Source organism: Kitasatospora sp. NPDC094016 (assembly GCF_040304045.1).
Lineage (GTDB): Bacteria > Actinomycetota > Actinomycetes > Streptomycetales > Streptomycetaceae > Kitasatospora.
Genome location: NZ_JBEOUK010000013.1, coordinates 91,101 through 108,898, shown reverse-complemented (window position 1 = coordinate 108,898; position 17,798 = coordinate 91,101). Strand labels below are relative to the sequence as shown.

The following is a 17,798-nucleotide window of genomic DNA, read 5'->3' as shown; positions in this document are numbered from 1 at the left end:
CGGGCGGGACGGCGCGACGGCTAGCGGGTGACGGTCCACTGCTGCTCGGCGGAGCCGTCGCAGGTCCACACCCCGAGCTCCTTGTTGTCCTCGTGGTAGGTCAGGCAGTCCTGGTCGCTGATCCGGATCACGTACCGGTCGCCCGAGACGTTCTTCACCTCCCACTTCTGCTCCGAAGAGCCCTTCCACCCCTTGGTGTCGGCGAAGTAGGTGCCGGTGTTCTCGGTGAGGTCCCGCCCGAGCGCGTTGGTGATCCGGTAGCGGCCGCCGCCCGCGTCGCGGAACGTCCAGGTGCCGCCCGCGTCGCCCGGCTTCCCGGCGATCACCGAGGCGCCCTCGCCGGAGCCGGTGGCGACGGCGCCGAGGTTGTCGACGGTCCGCAGGTGCACGGGTGTGTTGAGCGCGGGCCGGCCGGATCCGGTGGGGGTGCCGGTGCCGGGCTTGGTGCCGGGCTCGGCCGGATCGCCGGGCTTGCCGGTGTGGGGAGGCTTGGCCGGCGTGGCGGGCACCCCGGGGTCGTACGGCGTGCCGGGGTCCCGCGGCATCCCGGGGACGATCTGGGTGGCCGGCTGCCCGCCCGGCGCGGGAGTGCCCGGGTCCCTGGGTACGCCGGGGAACGCCATCGGGGAGAAGTTCACGACGCCGTCGGTGTGGTTGTAGCGCTGGCCGGCGCTGCCCGTGCCCCTCGGGTACGTCCAGGTGTGCTCGCGGGTGGTCCGGGTGAAGAGGCCGTAGAACCCCCAGTTGCCCCAGCCGCCGTCGAAGCCGTTGGCGAAACTGCCGCCGCCGGCGAAGACCCAGATCCGGTAGGTCTGGTCCTCGCGCGAGGTCTTGTCGTGGTAGTCGACGTCGTAGGTGAAGGCGACGTTCTGGAGGTTCTGCTCGTAGTTGTGGACGTACCAGGGGTCTCCGAAGGCGTTGTCGCCCTTGATGTTGAAGACCATGACGTTGTAGCTGCCGCCGGTCATCCTGATCAGCATGTCGAGCGTGCCCTGGACGTACTCGCCGCGGGCCTGGTTCTTGATCTCCGAGGTGCGCTTCGCCGCCTCGATGCACCACACCAGGCTGGTCGAGCCGGGAGTCACCGTGTTGGCGGCGTTGCAGTTCTCCTGGGCCGGGTCGTACGAGCCGTCGGCCATCGCGGGCCCCGCCAGAGCCAGGACGGCCACGGCACTCATCCCTGCGGCCAGGGCCGACAGCTTCTTCGTCGAACGCACGTGCTCTCCTTGCGAGTTCTGTGATGGGCGGGACAAAATATGGCATTCCGGTCAGTCGATCAGTGCCACTTTGTCTCGATCCATACGCGTCCCTTGCGTAGGCCTGACGTCCGCGGTGCGCCGGCCCGAACCCGTGCGGGCGATTCCTCAAGCCCCTTGTGAAGGACGGGTGATCGGGCCGCCCGGGTTCAATGGTCCACGTCCGCCGGTCACGCTGCCCGGCCCTGGGGGCTCACGGCCCTTAGGCGGGGAGGCCCTTGACGGTGGAGGCCGGGGCCGGGGTGGCGGGCCGGGATCCTGACGCCGGGTCAGAGGCCGAAGGCGGTGAGGCCGGGGTGGTCGTCGGGGCGGCGGCCGAGCGGCCAGTGGAAGAGGCGTTCGGCGGCGGTGATCGGCAGGTCGTTGATGGCGGCGTGGCGGTGGGCCATCAGGCCGTCGCGGTCGAACTCCCAGTTCTCGTTGCCGTAGGAGCGGTACCACTGGCCGGAGTCGTCGTGCCATTCGTAGGCGAAGCGGACGGCGATGCGGTCGCCGTCGTGCGCCCACAGCTCCTTGACGAGGCGGTAGTCGAGTTCGCGGTGCCACTTGCGGGTGAGGAAGTCGGCGATCTGCTCGCGGCCGGTGAGGAACTCGGTGCGGTTGCGCCACCGGCTGTCGGGCGTGTAGGCGAGGGCGACGCGCTGGGGGTCGCGGGTGTTCCAGGCGTCCTCGGCGGCGCGGACCTTCCGTCGGGCGGTCTCCGGGGTGAACGGGGGCAGGGGAGGGCGCTGTTCGGTCACGGGGTCTCCTCGGGTACGGCGGAGCCGACGGCGAGAACGGTCGTTCTCATCGTAACGGCTACCCTAGGAGAACCATCGTTCTCACGCAAAGGGCACGTCAGATGGACCAGCACGACCCGCGGGGCCTGATCCTCGACGCGGCCGAGGAACTGTTCTACGGGCAGGGCATCCAGGCGGTCGGCATGGACGCCGTCCGGGCGGCCTCCGGCCTGACGATGCGCCGGCTCTACCAGCAGTTCCCGTCCAAGGACGACCTGGTCGAGGCGTACCTGCGGCGCCGGGACGGGCGCTGGCGGGCGAACCTCGCCGCCTACGTGGCCGGCGCCGCCACGCCGCCGCGCGACCAACTGCTCGCCGTCTTCGACTGGCTCGGCCGCTGGTTCGCCGAACCCGACTTCCGGGGCTGTGCGTTCGTCAACTCCTTCGGCGAGCTGGGCGCCGTCTCGCCGGCGGTCGCGGCGACCGCCCGGCAGCACAAGGAGGAGTTCAACGCCTACCTCGCCTGCCTGGCCGAGGCCGCCGGCGCCCCGCCCGCCACCGCCGCCCAGCTGGCGCTGCTCGCCGAGGGCGCGATGACCACCGCTGCCGTGCACGGCGACCCGAGCGCCGCCGCCGACGCCAAGGCGGCCGCCCGCGTGCTGCTGGACGCCGCCCTGTCCCGCCGCACCTGACGGACCGTGGGGCCGTCAGGTGCGGTGGGGCCGTCAGCCCGGGATGGGGGCCGTGCGCCGCTCGAAGACCTCGGGGCGGGCCGCCTCCAGGGCGGTGGCGACGGCGCCCAGCAGGACGGCGTCCTGGCCCAGCCGGCTCGGCTCCAGCCGGGGCCGCAGCGGGGAGCGCTCGTACAGGGCCTGCTCCAGCGGGCGCAACAGCAGGTCGCCGCTGCGCCCGATGCCACCGCCGAGGACGACCACGTCCGGGTCGAGCAGCGCGGCGACGACGGCGAGGACGTGGCCCAGGCGGTCCACCTCCTGCCGGACGGCCTCGACCGCGGCGGGCTCGCCGAGCCGGGCCCGGGTGAACACCTTCTCGGCGCTGAGCGGCCGTCGCATCCCGAGGCCGAGGGCGGTGCGCACCACGGCGTCGGCGGAGACGGTCTCCTCCACGGTGGTGCCGTTGCTGGTGGTGCCGGGGCCGGTGCCGGAGACGCAGTCCGGCAGGCGCAGCAGTCCGAGTTCGCCGACCGCGCCGTGCGCCCCCGTCAGCAGTTCGCCGTCCTTGACCACACCCAGGCCGAGCCCGGTGCCGACCAGCAGGTAGACGAAGAGCCGGCTGCCCGCGCCCGCGCCGTAGGTGTACTCGCCGACGGCGGCGAGGTTGGCATCGTTGGCGACGGTGACGGTGGTGCCCAGGCCGTCGGCTATTCGGTCGAACAGGCCGGGGCGGCCCCAGCCGGGCAGGCTGGCGGCGAGTCTGACGCTGCGTCTGCGCTCGTCCCAGACCCCGGGCGTGCCGGCCACGGTATGGGCGACGGCGGTGCCGGGCAGGCCCGCCTCGGCGAGGGCCTCGCGGGCGGCCGCGACGACGGCGTCGGCGACGGCGTTGGCCGAGCGGCCGCGGTTGGGCAGGTCGCGGCGGGCGACGACGCATCCGGACAGGTCGGCGACGGCGACCCGCAGCCGGGCCCGGCCGATGTCGAGCCCGAGGACGTGCCCGGCCCCCGGGTCGGTCTCGTACAGGACGGCGGTGCGGCCGCGCTCGGGGGCGAACCTGCCGGCCTCACGGGCGAGTCCGGCGAGTTCGAGGGTGGCCAGCGCGGTGGAGACGGTCGGCTTGGACAGCCCGGTGTCGCGGGCGAGTTGGGCCCGGGAGAGCGGGCCGTGGCAGCGCAGCCGCTCCAGCAGGAGCCACTCGTTGTTGCTCCGGAGCCGCTGCCGGTTCCACGGCTTTTGTCCAGGCCCTGACAGTGGAGCGAGGGCGACGGGCTGCGGCGCCCCGTCCGTGGCCGTAGTCCGTCCTGCTGTGCTCATTCGGTCGATCGTAGGGCACCCGTCAGCCGACGAACGAGGACGGACGGTGAGAGGGCGGACGGTGGGCGGATGGACGGTGGGCGGATGGGCGCGGTGGAAGCGCGGACCGCCGGTGGCGGCGGGGAGTCCCGGCTCCCTGCTGCCACCGGCGGTCGGATCGCCCGGCGCGGCCGCGCCGGGCCGGGGTCCGGCCCCACGCGCCGGACCCCGGGCTCGACGGGTGCGGGTGGGTCAGTCGATGGTGTAGCCGGAGCCGAAGGCGGTGACGCCGAGCGGGCCGTCCAGGTTGTAGTTGTCGGTGGCGGCGATCCGGCGCAGGCATTCGACCCGGTCGACGGACTTCCTCCATTCCGCGGCGGTGGAGGAGTTGGCCGGGTTGGTGAGGTCGTCGACGCGGACGTCGAAGAAGGTGTTCAGCCAGGTGCTCTCGCCGGCGCCGGACGGCGGGCCGACCTTGGCGTTGGTGCGGCTGATGAGGGCGGGCAGGGCGTCGTACTCGCTGCCGTTGCCGTGCTGGATGGAGGCGTCGTACAGCTCGGCGCGGGCGAGGGCGGTGGTGAGGCCGAGCTGGTCGGCCTGGTTCATGGCGGGGGTGAAGTAGCGCTGGTCGACCTGGTCGTCCTGGACCTGCCGGAAGGCGGCGTCCTGGGCGGCCTGCTTCCAGGCGGCGACGTAGTCGCTCTCGGGCAGGCCGCTGGTGTCGCCGCTGTCGGCGGCGGCCAGGCGCTCCAGCTCGGGGATGAAGCGGGCGAGCGGGTTGTCGGGGGAGACGGCGGTGTAGGCGCGGACGACCTTGAGCGCGTCGCCGTCGTTGGTGGTGAAGCCGGCGCGGCCGGCGGTGACGCCGCGGCCGTCGTTGATGTTCTCGGCGTAGCCGTACTGGAGTTCGGTGGTGCTGTTCTCGAAGATGCTGATCAGCTGGTCGGCCCGGCGGTGCTGATCGGGGGTCAGGCCGCCTGCGGACGCCCCCTGCACGGCTGCGACGGCCGCGGCGGTCGCCCGGGCGGGGGTGGTGGAGGCCGAGGCGGAGGTGGCGGCCCAGGCCGCACCGGCGACCAGGGCGGCCGCCGCCGTGGCGGCGGCGAGGCGTCGGGTTCGGGAAACTCGCATGGGTGTGCTCCGATCTCCGGGGCGGTGCCGCCGGAGGCAGTGGGGGAAGGGAGGGAGCGAGCTCGCGGCAGCAGAGTACGGGCCGCGGCCGACGGCGGTCTATAAGGTAAGGAAAGTTTCCTAATAAAATTGCCCGGGTCTCGGAGGCGGCGCTCGGTCGTCGCCGAACGGGCCACCCCGGTGATACCGTCCGAGCGTCTGGCGACCGACTGCCCGGCCACCGCCGGGCCCGGCCCGCGAGCTCCCCGCACCACCGAACCGGGCGCCCCGCGCGCACGCGCACACCGCGTGCCCGCCGCGTGCGCACCGCCCGCGCCGTACGCGCGCGTACCGCACACGCCCCCGCGCCCGGCTGCTCCCACCGAAACCCCGACCAGCACGGAGCACCGACCCATGAGCCTCCCGAGCACCACCCCACCCACCGTCACCCCGATACGGCCGCCGCGCCTGGTGGCCACCGACCTCGACGGGACGATCGTGCGCGGCGACCGCACCGTCTCGGCCCGCACCGTCGCCGCCCTCGCCCGGGTCGAACGGGCCGGCGGGCTCGTCGTCCTGGTCACCGGCCGCCCGCCGCGCCTGATGGGCGAGATCGCGGCCGCCTTCGGCCACCGGGGCGTGGCGATCTGCTCCAACGGCGCCTTCGGCTACGACATGCGCACCCGTGCGGTGATCGCCGAGAACCCGATCCCGGTCGACGTGCTCGGCGAGAGCGCCCGGCGGCTGCGCGAGGCCGTGCCGGGCATCGGGCTGGCCGTCGAGTACGCCCAGGAGCTGGCCGGCGACGCGCACTACGAGGCGGGTGCCTGGGACGCCGACACCACCGTGCAACGCCTCGACGACGCACGGTTGTTCGGCCGCCCGGCGCCCAAACTGATCGGCCGTCACCCGGGGCTTTCCGCGGACGAGTTGCTGGCGCTGGCCCGCCCGGTGCTCGGCGAGCTGGTGACGGTCTACCACGCGAACGGCGAGCGGCTGGTCGAGGCCGTCGCGAAGGGCGTCAGCAAGGCCGCCGCGCTCGGCGACCTGGCGCGGCGGCGCGGGATCACCCGCGAGCAGGCGGTCGCGTTCGGCGACATGCCCAACGACCTGCCGATGATGGCCTGGGCGGGCACCTCGTACGGCGTCGCCAACGCCCACCCGGAGGTGCTGGCCGCGGTGGACCACGTCATCGGCAGCAATGACGAGGACGGGGTGGCCACTGTCCTGGAGGGCCTGTTCCCCGAGGGGTGAGCCGCGCGCGGAACGGGCGTTCCCGGCAGGCCCGTTCCCGGCAGGCCCGTTCCCGGAACGGACGCTCCCGGATCCGTCGCCTGCCCGCCCGTGCCGTCAGGGCGCGCTGGTGTGGGTCAGGGTCTCCCAGCCGATGAAGTGGTCGGCCCCGAACGGGCTGTGCGCCGCCACGTACTGCTCGGTCTGCGGCATCGCCACGCCCTCGCGCAGGTGGTACTCGTTGTACGCGAGCTGGACGGCCGGGCCGAGGCCGGTCTTCGCCGAGCCGTCGCAGAGCCAGCCGGGCACCTTCGCGCCGTTGTCGTACGCGGTGTGGAACTCCAGGGCCTTGACCAGCCGTTCGCGCCCCTCGCCCCACAGGTCGAGGCCCTGGAGCCGGGCGGTCTCGGCGGTCTGGGCGGCGGCCTCCAGGCCCCAGCCGGTGTGCCCGAAGTCGCGGCAGGTCTCCTGCGACAGCCCGTCCACGAAGGTCGACTGGCCGGACCAGTACTTCACCAGCGCGGCCTTGCCCTGGATCCCGGCCTTGGGTGGCGGGACGGGCAGGGCGCCGTCGGAGGACAGGTAGACGTACGCGGGCAGGCGCTTGCGCCACATACCGGCGGCCTGGTCGAACAGGCCGCGGTCGTCGAGGAAGACCGCGATGCCCATCAGGGCGTCGGTCTCGATCAGCTCCCAGTTGCCGTTCTTGCGCGGGCTGCCGGGCGACAGCAGCGGCACGTAGACGGTGCGCAGCATGGTGGCGAAGCGGTCGATCGAGGCGGTCGGCCAGCCCGCCCCGGAGTGCCGGACCAACTCGGCGGCCCGGGACCAGTTGTTGCCCGACCAGCCGGTCTGCAGCGGGGCGTTGCTGTTGGTGTGCTCCTGGATCACGGCCGACCAGGCGTCCATGATCTCGATCGCCTTGTCGGCGTACCGCTGGTCGCGGGTGAGCACCCACTGGAGGGCATGGGTGTAGGCGGCCATCGCGTCGTCGCGCTCGTCCGAACAGCCGTTGTCGGGGTGGGAGCGGGACCCGCACTCGACGGTGGCGCGCGGCCGGGGCCGCCAGTCCAGTGAGGCGTACCTGCTCGACCGCAGGTCGGCGAAGGCGGACGTCCAGGGTTCGGCCCCGTCCGCCAGTTTGCCTTTGAGGAAGGCGAGTTGCTGGTCGCCGACCAGCACGCCGGGGTGCTGGAAGGCGGCCCGGGGGCCGTGCGCGGCGGGTGCGGCGGCCCCGGCCGGTGCGGAGGTGAGCGGGAGCAGGGCGGCGAGTGCCGCCGCGGCGATCAGTGTCCTGGTGCGGCTGCGGCCCATGGGGAGCTGGTCCTCTCGCGGGGAGGTGGTCGAGCGCCGATCTCAGGTTAGGAAAGTTGCCTAACACGGGAAGTGAACCACCAACCCCCGCGCGCGCCAAGAGGACCGGCTCCGTTCACCGCCGCACCCGTGGGCGTGCGTTCCGCATTTATCGCCTGTTGATCGTCGGGGCGTAACGTCGGACCCATGAACGAGATGACGGCCGAGTGGCCGGGGGCGGCGCCCGAGGGGCGGATGACGGAGCAGGACACCGAGCGGTTCAGGGAGTTGCTGGCGCGGTTGGAGAACTCGCTGGCGGCGGATCGGACGGCTGACCGGGCGAGGCGCCGGGCGGCGGCCGGGTCCGATGCCTGACGGGCCGGAGCGGCACCCGGTGGTGGTGCTGCCGCTCTGGCGGCGCGGTGAGGCGTACGGGCCGGCGGACCGGCCCGGGGTGCCGCGGGGGCACTCCGGGCCGGTGGCGGTCGATCGGGTGGCGGTGTCGCGGATGCCGCCGCTGCCACCGGCGGCGCGGTGGAATCCGGACGGCTGACGGCAGGGCGTGTCAGCAGCTGCAGTCGCAGCAGTCGCAGCCATCACAGCAGTCGCAACCGTCGCACTCGCAGCAGTTGCAGGGGTCGCAGCAGTCGCCGCAGTCGCAGCCGTGTCGCTGGCACCAGCCCTCCCGGCGCTCCCGGCTGAACGGGTCGTCGTGCTCGCAGCAGAGCAACTGGCAGGTGCAGGCCATCAGCGCCCACACCGCGCAGCCGGCCAGCAGGTTGCGCGGGCGCGGCGGCTTGGCGCCGATCGGGGTGAAGCCGGGGCCCTGGGGCACCCACGGCGGGAGCGGGGCCTGGTCGGGATCCTGACCGGGGGTCTGTCCGGGCGGCGCCTGGCGCGGCGGCGCGTCGTGCGGGTGCTCCCCGGCGGCGGCGTGCGGGTGCCCGCCGGTCGCCGCGTGCGCGGACCCGTCGGCGACGGGTCCGGCGTTCCGGGTCCGGCAGGTGGCTGCGTGGGCGGCCGGGCCGAAGACCCGCTCGACGGCCCGCTCGGTCTCGTGCGCGAGCAGCAGGTGCACCAGGGCCCGGTCGGTCAGTTCGACCTCGCGCAGCGCGAGCCGGATGCCGTGGACGGCGTCGCGGCACAGGCGTTCGGCTTCGGCACGGTCGGTGCCGGTGGCGGTCAGCGGGTTCCAGGCGCCGCCGGCGGCGTCGGCGGCCTGGTCCTCGGCGGCGTCGAGGAGGTGGGCGAGCCGGCCGAAGAGCCGGCCGGCCTCGGCGAGCGGGGCGGAGTTGCCGGGGCGCCCGGCGAGGACGGCGGTGTGCGCGAACGCGGCCGAGGTGGCGGTCTCGGTGGGCTCGGTGACCAGCAGAACGGAGCCGCCGGGCGGCAGCGACCGCTCCAACTCGCCCTGCCGGGAGGCGGCTTCGAGTAGCACGCCGGTGTCGAAGCCGACCGCCGAGGCGCTGCCGGCACTCTGCCGGTCCCACCGCCGGGTGACCGCGCGGGCCCCGACGGCGACCGGGCGGCGGCCGAACAGGCCGTCACGGTCCTCGACGTGGTCGCGGATCTTGACCGAGGCGAGGGCGAGCGAGACGGCGGCGGCGAGCCGGGCGCCCTCGCCCCGGGCGACGGAGGCGGTGCGCATGCCGCGCAGCGGGCAGGGGCCGGCGGTGCGCCGCCAGGAGGCGTCCTCGCGGGCGGCCTGGGCTTCGACCAGGACCGAGATGATCAGGCCGTCGTAGTTGGTGGCGGTGCGGGCGAGTTGGCCGTGGTCGTCGCGCAGCGCGAGGCAGAGCCCGCACAGGTGCGCCAGCCACGATGCCTGAAGCCGTTCGGACAGCCGGTGCTTGCACGGTCTGATGATGCCGAACATGATTCCCCCTTGCCGGTGGGCCGCTGACCAGCCCCGATCCGCCGAACATCATATGATCACCGCCCCCGTCGGGCCGAGGGGCCGGAGGAACCGGAGGGACGGAGGAACCGGAGGAGCCGGAGGAAAGGGAGAGGGCGCGAGGAGCGCAGGGGCGCGCCCCCGAACGCGGCACGCCGTCCCGGCCGAGTCCACGCCTCCCGTCCTTCTCCACGCCCCGGCCGCAGCGCCCCGCGCCCCTGGGAGTGATCTCATATCCGGGATAGCATCGCGAATATGGGAATCGAGACGGCCGCCGACGAGCGGCTCGCCAACCGGCTCGCCGAATTGAGGCTGGAACGGGGCTGGACGCTGGAGGAACTGGCCCGGCTGGCCGACGTCAGCCGCTCCACGCTGTCGCGCGTCGAACGGGCCGAGGTCAGCCCGACCGCCGCGCTGCTCGGGCGGCTCTGCGCCGTCTACGGGCGGACCATGTCCCGGCTGCTCGCCGAGGTCGAGTCGGCGCCGGCCCGGCTGGTGCGGGCCGCGGACCAGCGGATCTGGCGGGACGAGACCACCGGCTTCGTCCGCCGTTCCGTCTCCCCGCCGCACGGCTCGCTGCGCGCCGAGATCGTCGAGGGCCGGCTGCCCGCCGGTGCCGACATCGCCTACGACCGCCCCTGCGTGGCGGACCTGGAACACCACCTTTGGGTGTTCCAGGGGGTGTTGGAGCTCACCGTCGACGGCGAGCGGCACCTGCTCGGCCCCGGCGACTGCCTGCGCTACGTCTCCGGGACCAGCCGCTTCCGCGCGCCCGGCCCGGACGACGCCCGGTACGCCCTGGTGGTGGTGGAACCGTGAGGCGCCCGAAGGCCCGGATAGCCGCCGGGCCCCGCGAGCGCTTCGACGCCGCCGGGCGCCGCGTCCTGCTGGTCTGCGTCGCCGGCGGCTTCACCACGCTGCTCGACCAGTCCGTCCTCAACACCTCCATCCCGGCCCTGCGCGAGAGCCTGCACGCCCAGCCCGCCCACCTCCAGTGGATCGTCGCCGGCTACTCGCTCGCCTTCGGCCTGGCGCTGATCCCCGGCGGGCGGCTGGGCGACGTCAGGGGCCGCAAGTGGTTCTTCGTCACCGGCCTCGCCCTGTTCACCCTGGTCAGCCTGGTCTCGGCGACCGCCACCGCGCCTGAGGTGCTGATCGCCGCCCGGCTGCTCCAGGGCGTGGGCGCCGGGCTCGTCAACTCGCAGATGATCGGCACCCTCCAGGACGTGTTCGACGGCCAACTGCGGGCCCGCGCCCTCGGCATGTACGCCGTCACGGGCGGGCTGGCCTTCGCGCTCGGCCCGCCGATCGGCGGCGCGGTCCTGGCGGCGGCCGGCCCCGAGCACGGCTGGCGGCTGACCTTCCTGCTCAACGTGCCGTTCGGCCTGGCCACCGTCGCGCTGGCGGTGCGTCACCTGCCCAGGCCGCGCCCGAGCGCCCGGCACGCCGACCTCGACCTGGTCGGCCTGCTGCTGGTCGCCGCGCTCACCCTCGCCCTGATGCTGCCGTTCGTCCAACCGCCCGGCTGGACCGGCTGGTTGGCCTTCGCGGCTGTCGCCGTACTGCTGCTCGGCGCCCTCGCCTGGTGGCAGCGCCGCTACGCCCGCTCCGGCGGCCACCCGCTGATCCACCCGGCACTCACCCGCTCCGCGCCGTACGCGCTCGGCACCGTGACCGCGATGGCCCAGTTCGGCTCCTCGCTCGCCGCCGGACTGGTGCTCACCATGTTCCTCCAGGACGGCCTCGGGCTCTCCCCGATGGGCGCCGCACTCGTCGCGCTGCCCTCGGCGGTGGCCATGGGCGTCGCCTCCGCGCTGGCCTGGCGGGTGGTGCAGCGGTTCGGGCGGCGCACCGTCACCGCGGGCATGACCGGCTCCGCCCTGGTCATGCTGGCGAGCGGACTGGTCGCGCACTGGGCGCCCGCGGCCGTCCTGCCCTGGCTGCTGGCGCTGCTGCAACTGTTCGGCGGCGCCTCGATCGGCGTGATGGGCGCCACCAACCAGGCGTACGTGCTGCGCCACGCGCCCGCCGAGGCGGCCGGGGTGAGCGGGGCCATCCTGCAGATGGCGCAGCGGATCGCGGCGGCGGTCGCGGTCTCGGCGTTGTCCGGCGTCTACCTGCGGCAGACCGCCGGGGGCGGCGACCACCGCTCCGCCTACCTGGCCACCAGCGTGGTGTGCGCGGCGGTCGCCGCCCTCGCCGTCCTGGCCTCGGTGTTCGCCGGCCGGCGGGCGGCCCGGGAAGCGCCCGGCGAGCCCGTCGCGGTGAGCCGTGGGCGAACAGCGGTCCGCTAGCGCAGGCCCGCACGTACGGTGGCGGGCATGACGGAGAACCGGATCGTGGACCTGCCCGAGGTGGCGCTCGCCTACCGCGAGAGCGGCCCGCCGGACGGCCCGGCGCTGGTGCTGCTGCACGCCCTCGGGGAGCGTGCCACGGACTGGGACGTCGTCCTGCCCGGCCTCGCGCCCGGGCACCGCGTGTACGCGCTCGACCTGCGCGGCCACGGCGACAGCGGCCGCACTGCCCGGTACGGCCTGGAGGAGATGCGCGACGACGTGCTCGCCTTCCTCGACGCGCTCGGCCTGGCACGGGTCGACCTGGTCGGCCACTCGATGGGCGGCGTGGTCGGCTACCTGGTCGCCCAGGCCCGGCCGGGGCTGATCGGCCGGCTGGTCCTGGAGGACATCCCGGCACCGCACCCGCGCCCCGCCGGCGCGGTGCCGGACGCGCCGGACGAGCCGGTGCACTTCGACTGGGCCGTGGTGAAGGCCGTCAAGGCCCAGGTTGACACCCCCGACCCGGCCTGGCTGGCGGGGATGGCCGGGATCACCGCCCGCACCCTGCTGGTCGCGGGCGGCTCGGCGAGCCACGTCCCGCAGGAGCGGCTCGCCGAGCTCGCCCGGCTGATCCCGGACTGCCGGATGGTCACCATCGAGGCCGGGCACCTCGTGCACGGTGCCCGGCCCGCCGAGTTCGTCGCCGCGGTGGCGCCGTTCCTGGCCGCCTGACCCAGGCGCCCTGACCCAGGCGCCCTGACCCAGGCGTCCTGACCCAGGCGTCCTGACGCGGACGCGCCGGTCAGACGCCGAACTCGGCCGGCAGGCGGCCGGCGCGCACCGCCGCGACCAGGTCGGCGTGGTCGGCCTCGGTCCGGTCCGCGTACGCGACGGCGAAGGCGGCGACGGCCTCGTCCAGCGCCTCGCTTCTGCCGCAGTAGCCGGCCAGCAGCCCGGGGTCGGCGGTGTGCGCGTGCGCCCGGGCCAGCAGGGCGCCGGTGATCCGGGCGTAGTCGTCCAGCTGGCCCGGCAGCAGCGCGGCCGGGTCGACGCTGCCCTTGCGGTTGCGGAACTGCCGGACCTGGTAGGGGAGTCCGTCCACCGTCGTCCAGCCCAGCAGGGTGTCGCTGACCACCTGCATGTGCTTCTGCCCGAGCACCACCCGGCGGCCCTCGTGGCCGTCCTGACCGGCGACCGGGTGGCCCGCGCGCTCCAGGTGCGGCAGCAGCACGGACGGGCGGGCCTCCTTCACCTGGAGCACCAGCGGCTGGTCCCGGTGGTCGGTGAGCAGCACCACGTACGAGCGGGTGCCGACGCTGCCGGTGCCCACCACCCGGAACGCCACGTCCTGCACCCGGTAGCGGGACAGCAGGGTGCGCACCTCGGCGGGCACCGTCGCCACGTACGGGCCGAGCGACTGCGCGACGGCCCGCGCGGTCGCGTCGGTCACCTCGGTGAGCACCGGCGGAGCGGCCGTGAACCGCCGACCGCCGTCCGCCGTACGGGCGGTGCTGCGGGCGGCGAATCTGGCGCTGGTGTTGCCCAGTGCCTTCGCGCCGACCTTGCGCAGCACCTCGGACAGGTCGTGCGCCTCGGTGAAGGAGACCAACTGCTCGTCCGCGACGGCGTTCCAGGCGTCGAGCGCGGGCAGCTTGGCGAGCGTGCGCATCGTCCGGCGGTAGGAGCCGGCCGCGTGCTGGGCGGCCTCCCGGGCGGTGGTCTCGTCGGCCCCGGTCTCGCGGCCGGCCAGCACCAGGCTCGCGGCGAGCCGCTTGAGGTCCCACTCCCACGGGCCGGGCACGGTCTCGTCGAAGTCGTTGATGTCCATCACCAGTTGCCCGCGGGCGTCCCCGTACAGCCCGAAGTTGGCGGCGTGCGCGTCGCCGCACAGCTGGGCGCCCACCCCGGTGTCCGGGGTGCCCGCCAGGTCGGCGGCCATCAGTCCGGCCGAGCCGCGCAGGAACGCGAACGGCGTAGCGGCCATCCGCCCCACCCGGATCGGCACCAGGGCGGCGATCCGCCCCGCGTTGGACGCCTCGATCGCCTCGACGGCCGTGGGCCGCCCGGGCCCGGGCGAGAACTCCGCGTGCCGCTCCCGGGGGATCCGCCCCCGCAGCGCCTTCCCCCGCTCCCGCGCCCGCCCGCCCCGCCCCGACGCGAACCCGGCCACCGCGAACGCCCGCCGCCCCTGCGGCGCAGCCCCGTCCACGCCGGCGACGGCCCCGTCCGCCACCTCGGTCACCTGAGTCACCTGAGTCACCGCTCCCCACCCGTCCCTTCCGGCTCCCACCCGCCCGCGACCTGCGCGAACGGTTCTGCAGGGGGAGTGACGTCCGGCATCTGACGACGGTTCCTGAGCCCGCCGGACGCGAGGCGGCGGCCGCCCGTATCCTCGGGGCACGGCCCGCCGTGGAAGGCCGGGCGCGGATCGGGTCGGGACCGGGGGGACAGCGGTGAGCGACGGGGGGAGAGCCCGGCGGGGCAGGCCCACGGTGAACGACGTGGCGGCGCTGGCGGGCGTGTCGATGGCTACGGTGTCGCGCGTGCTGGCGGGCGACTACCCGGTGGCCGGGGCCACCCGGGAGCGGGTGCTGCGCGCGGTGCGCGACCTCGACTACGTCGTCAACGCGCAGGCGCGGGCGCTGGCCGGCCGGCGGTCCCGGACGGTGGCGATCCTGCTGGGCAACCTCGCGGCGCCCTTCCACAACCGGGTCGCCCACGGCGTGGAGCGGCAGGCGGTGGACGAGGGCTGCCTCTGCCTGGTGGCGGCGACCGACGACGACCCCGACCGCGAACTGACGCTGGTCGAGGAGATGCGGGCGCGCGACGTGGAGGCCGTCGTGCTGGTGGGCGGGGTGGAGGACAGCCCGGGGTACCGCTCCCGGATCGCCCGGCTGGCGGGCATCCTGGACGCGGCCGGCTCCCGGCTGGTGCTCTGCGGCCGGCCGGCCCCGGGGGAGCAACTGCCGCTGACGGCCGTGCACTACGACAACGCGGGCGGCGCGCGGGCGGCCGTCGACCACCTGCTGGCGCTGGGCCACCGGCGGATCCTCTTCCTCGGCGGACCGGCCGCGAACACCACCACCCGGGAGCGCCTCGCCGGGTACGAGGCTGCGCTGGCGGCCCACGGCCTGTGCCGCCCGGTCGAACTGACGGTGGAGGGGTGCCACACCCGGGACGGGGCGCGGGCCTGGCTGCGCCGCCGCCTCGCCCAGGGGCCGCCGGACTTCTCGGCGGTCTTCGCGCACGACGACGACGTGGCCGCCGTCGTGCTGACGGTCCTGCGGGAGCACGGGATCGCCGTGCCCGAACAGGTCTCGGTGGTCGGCTTCAACGACCTGCCCGGGGCCGAGGACCTCAGGCCCGGCCTGACCACCGTGCGCATCCCGCACCTCGACCTCGGCCGCACGGCGCTGCGCCTCGCGCTGCACCGCCCCGGCCCCGAGCCGCAGCGGGCCGTCCTCGCCACCGAGCTGGTGCCGCGCGGGTCGACGGGGCCGGTGGGATAGCGGGCCCTTTGGCCACGGGCCCGTGCCGGAAGCGTTGTCCTCGCGATAGAAAGCGCTTACTCTCCCGTCAGACAAGGGAGTTCGCGAGGAAGGACGGCCCGATGGACAGCTCGTGGACGAAGACCGGTGACCCGGCGGCGATACCGCTCCTGAGTAGGCGCGCACTGCTCAGGACCAGCGCGGCCGCCACCGCCGCGGCGGCCGCGTGGTGGCTCGGAGGGCCCACCGAGGCCCGGGCCGCCGACAACTACGACGCGATGCGCGCGGCCTGGTCCGAGCAGCTGACCGGCACCGGGTACGACCCGGCCGCACCGCCGTTCGCCCGCGCGCTCACCGCGCTGGGCGACCAGGCGCGGAGCCACCAGGCCGCGTTGAGCCCGCAGGCCGGGTCGCTCTGGCCCGACCTGCCCGTCGGCTCGGCCTCCGCCGCCGTCACGTCGACGGTCGGCCGGCTGCGGCTCATGGCCCTTGCCCTCACCCGGCCGGCCACCGGCTCGACCGGCGATCCCGGCCTCGGCGCCGCCGTCGCGACGGGCCTGGACTGGGTGTTCCAGCGCGCCTACACCGCCACCACCACGTCGTACGGGAACTGGTGGGACTGGCAGATCGGCGCCCCCCAGGCCCTGCTGGACGTGTGCGTGCTGCTCGGCGACCTCCTGACGGCCGAACGGGCGGCCGCGTGCGGTGCGGCCGTGGACCACTTCGTCCCGTCCTCGGTGGTCGACAAGTACACCGGGACCAGCACCGGCGCCAACCGGGTGGACCTGTGCCGGGTGCTCGCGCTGCGCGGTGTCATCGGCCGCTCGGCGGCCCCGGTCGCCGCCGCTCAGCGGGGGCTGTCGCCGGTGTTCCGCTACGTGACCACCGGCGACGGGATCTACGCCGACGGCAGCTTCGTCCAGCACACCTGGGTGCCGTACACCGGCAGCTACGGCGAGGTGCTGCTCGGCAGCCTGAGCCGGCTGCTGCGCCTGCTCGCCGGTACGCCCTGGGCCGTCACGGACCCCGCGCTGCGGAACGTCTTCACCGCCGTCGACCGGGGGTTCCTGCCGTTCCTGTTCAACGGCCTGGTGATGGACGGGGTTTCGGGCCGCGCCGTCAGCCGGGGCGTGCAGGCCGGCGACGCGCGGCGGGCCCGCCTGGACGACCACGTACGCGGCCACGCCCTGCTCGGGGACGTCCTGCGGCTGGCCGACTCCGGGTCGGTGCCGGCCGCCCAGGCGGCGGCCTGGCGCGCTGCCGTGAAGGGCTCCCTCCAGCGCGACCAGGTGCTCCCCTACCTGTCCAACGTCCTCGCCGACATCCCCGAACTCGCCCGCGCACAGGCCCTCCTGGCGGACTCCGGCACCCGGGCGGCGGACGAGGGCACGGGCAGCAGGGTGTTCACCATGGACCGGGCCGTCCACCGCCGGCCCGGCTGGAGCGCGCAGCTCAGCCTGTCCTCGTCCCGGACCGCCTTCTACGAGTGCGGGAACGGCGAGAACCTGCGGGCCTGGCACAGCGGCAGCGGAATGCTCTACTGGTACGGCGGCGAGCAGGGCGACGAGCAGTACAGCGACTCCTTCTGGCCCACCGCCGACCCCTACCGGCTGCCCGGCACCACCGTGTCGACGCGACCGCTGGCCGACGGCGCCGGCGGCGACTGGGGCCAGGCCCGCCCGGCGACCGCCTGGGCGGGCGGGGCGAGCGACGGCGACCGGTCGGTGGTCGGCCAGGACGTCCGGGGCCTCGGCTCCACCCTGGTCGGGCGCAAGTCCTGGTTCTGCCTGGACGATTCGATCGTCTGCCTCGGCGCGGGCATCGGCTGCACCGACGGCGTCGCCGTCCGCACGACCGTCGACCACCGCAACCTCGGGGCCCGCGAGGACCGGGAGTTCGTGCTGGACGGCGTCAGCCAGCCCGCCGACCCCGGCTGGAGCCGGCGGGCCGACGGCGTCCGCTGGGCGGCGCTGGCCGGGTCGGGCGCCTGGGTGTTCCCCGACGGCGCCACCCTCGACCTCGCCCGCGAACGGCGGACCGGGGCGTGGGCCGACATCAACCGGGGCGGGGCGCCCGACCCGATCACCCGGACCTACCTGTCGATCGGCCTCGACCACGGCACCGACCCCGTCGACGGGACGTACCACTACGTGCTGATGCCCGGGGCCGGCCCGGACCAGGCGGCGGCCCGCGCGGCCGCCCCGACGGCCACCGTGCTCGCCAACACGGCCGACGCCCAGGCGATCAGCGTGCCCGGACTCGGACTCACCCTCGCCAACTTCTTCGCCCCCGGCGCCGTCGGCCCGCTGACCGTCTCCGCCCCCTGCTCCGTCCTGCTCCGGGAGAACGACGGCGACCTCTCCGTCACCGTCGCCGACCCCACCCGGAAGGCGGCCACCGTCCAGCTGACGCTGGCGCGGGACGGCTACCGGCTCGCGAGCGGCGGCGCCGGTATCACGGTGCTCTCGGACTCCGGGCCGCTGGTGCTGCGTTGTGCGGTGGCGGGCACCGGGGGAGCGAGCCTGTCGGCGGTGTTCCGGCGGGGCGCCGCCTGACGGG

Annotated in this window: 15 protein-coding genes; 8 read left to right on the top strand and 7 right to left on the bottom strand. The window is 75.0% G+C overall.

Annotated elements, in window-relative coordinates:
* Positions 1 to 20: 20 nt before the first annotated feature.
* Both ABT015_RS15280 and ABT015_RS15275 read right to left on the bottom strand, forming a co-directional pair.
* Positions 21 to 1,217 carry an RICIN domain-containing protein gene (locus ABT015_RS15280; protein ID WP_350879496.1) on the bottom strand — a complete coding sequence of 399 codons (1,197 nt, stop codon included), beginning with the start codon at positions 1,215 to 1,217 and terminating at the stop codon, positions 21 to 23.
* Between the two features lie 308 nt (positions 1,218 to 1,525).
* Positions 1,526 to 1,996: a nuclear transport factor 2 family protein gene (locus ABT015_RS15275; protein ID WP_350879495.1), complete on the bottom strand. Its 471-nt coding sequence runs from the start codon at positions 1,994 to 1,996 to the stop codon at positions 1,526 to 1,528.
* Between the two features lie 101 nt (positions 1,997 to 2,097).
* On the opposite strand from ABT015_RS15275, the gene ABT015_RS15270 reads away from it, so the two are divergent.
* A complete protein-coding gene (locus ABT015_RS15270) occupies positions 2,098 to 2,667 on the top strand; it encodes a TetR/AcrR family transcriptional regulator (RefSeq protein WP_350879494.1) in 570 nt (189 codons plus the stop codon).
* Between the two features lie 33 nt (positions 2,668 to 2,700).
* Here the strand turns inward: ABT015_RS15270 and ABT015_RS15265 are convergent, their stop codons facing one another.
* Both ABT015_RS15265 and ABT015_RS15260 read right to left on the bottom strand, forming a co-directional pair.
* Positions 2,701 to 3,966, bottom strand: coding sequence for an ROK family transcriptional regulator (locus ABT015_RS15265; protein ID WP_350879493.1), 1,266 nt, complete (start codon positions 3,964 to 3,966; stop codon positions 2,701 to 2,703).
* Positions 3,967 to 4,197: 231 nt separating this feature from the next.
* Positions 4,198 to 5,076, bottom strand: a complete 879-nt coding sequence (locus ABT015_RS15260; protein ID WP_350879492.1) for a chitosanase — start codon at positions 5,074 to 5,076, stop codon at positions 4,198 to 4,200.
* A gap of 393 nt (positions 5,077 to 5,469) precedes the next feature.
* On the opposite strand from ABT015_RS15260, the gene ABT015_RS15255 reads away from it, so the two are divergent.
* The gene (locus tag ABT015_RS15255) at positions 5,470 to 6,309 is read left to right on the top strand and encodes an HAD family hydrolase (protein WP_350879491.1); all 840 of its coding nucleotides are present in this window, start codon (positions 5,470 to 5,472) and stop codon (positions 6,307 to 6,309) included.
* A gap of 96 nt (positions 6,310 to 6,405) precedes the next feature.
* Here the strand turns inward: ABT015_RS15255 and ABT015_RS15250 are convergent, their stop codons facing one another.
* The gene (locus ABT015_RS15250) at positions 6,406 to 7,602 is read right to left on the bottom strand and encodes an alginate lyase family protein (RefSeq protein ID WP_350879490.1); all 1,197 of its coding nucleotides are present in this window, start codon (positions 7,600 to 7,602) and stop codon (positions 6,406 to 6,408) included.
* A gap of 186 nt (positions 7,603 to 7,788) precedes the next feature.
* Between ABT015_RS15250 and ABT015_RS15245 the strand changes: the two genes are divergently transcribed.
* A complete protein-coding gene (locus ABT015_RS15245) occupies positions 7,789 to 7,956 on the top strand; it encodes a hypothetical protein (RefSeq protein ID WP_350879489.1) in 168 nt (55 codons plus the stop codon).
* Positions 7,957 to 8,146: 190 nt separating this feature from the next.
* Here the strand turns inward: ABT015_RS15245 and ABT015_RS15240 are convergent, their stop codons facing one another.
* Positions 8,147 to 9,457 (bottom strand): DUF5685 family protein, encoded by a 1,311-nt coding sequence (locus ABT015_RS15240; protein WP_350879488.1) that lies wholly within the window; start codon positions 9,455 to 9,457, stop codon positions 8,147 to 8,149.
* Positions 9,458 to 9,730: 273 nt separating this feature from the next.
* Here ABT015_RS15240 and ABT015_RS15235 point away from each other — a divergent pair, with 273 nt between their 5' ends.
* From ABT015_RS15235 to ABT015_RS15225, 3 genes are read left to right on the top strand one after another with little or no spacing between them, the layout of a single operon-like run.
* Positions 9,731 to 10,294, top strand: a complete 564-nt coding sequence (locus ABT015_RS15235; protein WP_350879486.1) for a helix-turn-helix domain-containing protein — start codon at positions 9,731 to 9,733, stop codon at positions 10,292 to 10,294.
* Positions 10,291 to 11,769: an MFS transporter gene (locus tag ABT015_RS15230; protein ID WP_350879484.1), complete on the top strand. Its 1,479-nt coding sequence runs from the start codon at positions 10,291 to 10,293 to the stop codon at positions 11,767 to 11,769. Before ABT015_RS15235 ends, ABT015_RS15230 begins: the two co-directional genes overlap by 4 nt.
* Before the next feature lie 27 nt (positions 11,770 to 11,796).
* Positions 11,797 to 12,483, top strand: coding sequence for an alpha/beta fold hydrolase (locus tag ABT015_RS15225; protein WP_350879482.1), 687 nt, complete (start codon positions 11,797 to 11,799; stop codon positions 12,481 to 12,483).
* 70 nt (positions 12,484 to 12,553) lie between these two features.
* Here the strand turns inward: ABT015_RS15225 and ABT015_RS15220 are convergent, their stop codons facing one another.
* Positions 12,554 to 14,002 (bottom strand): DUF2252 domain-containing protein, encoded by a 1,449-nt coding sequence (locus ABT015_RS15220; RefSeq protein WP_350879481.1) that lies wholly within the window; start codon positions 14,000 to 14,002, stop codon positions 12,554 to 12,556.
* Between the two features lie 241 nt (positions 14,003 to 14,243).
* Here ABT015_RS15220 and ABT015_RS15215 point away from each other — a divergent pair, with 241 nt between their 5' ends.
* Together ABT015_RS15215 and ABT015_RS15210 are read left to right on the top strand one after the other, a co-directional pair.
* Positions 14,244 to 15,260 (top strand): LacI family DNA-binding transcriptional regulator, encoded by a 1,017-nt coding sequence (locus ABT015_RS15215; protein ID WP_350879479.1) that lies wholly within the window; start codon positions 14,244 to 14,246, stop codon positions 15,258 to 15,260.
* 101 nt (positions 15,261 to 15,361) lie between these two features.
* Positions 15,362 to 17,794, top strand: coding sequence for a polysaccharide lyase 8 family protein (locus ABT015_RS15210; protein ID WP_350879477.1), 2,433 nt, complete (start codon positions 15,362 to 15,364; stop codon positions 17,792 to 17,794).
* Positions 17,795 to 17,798 lie beyond the last annotated feature (4 nt).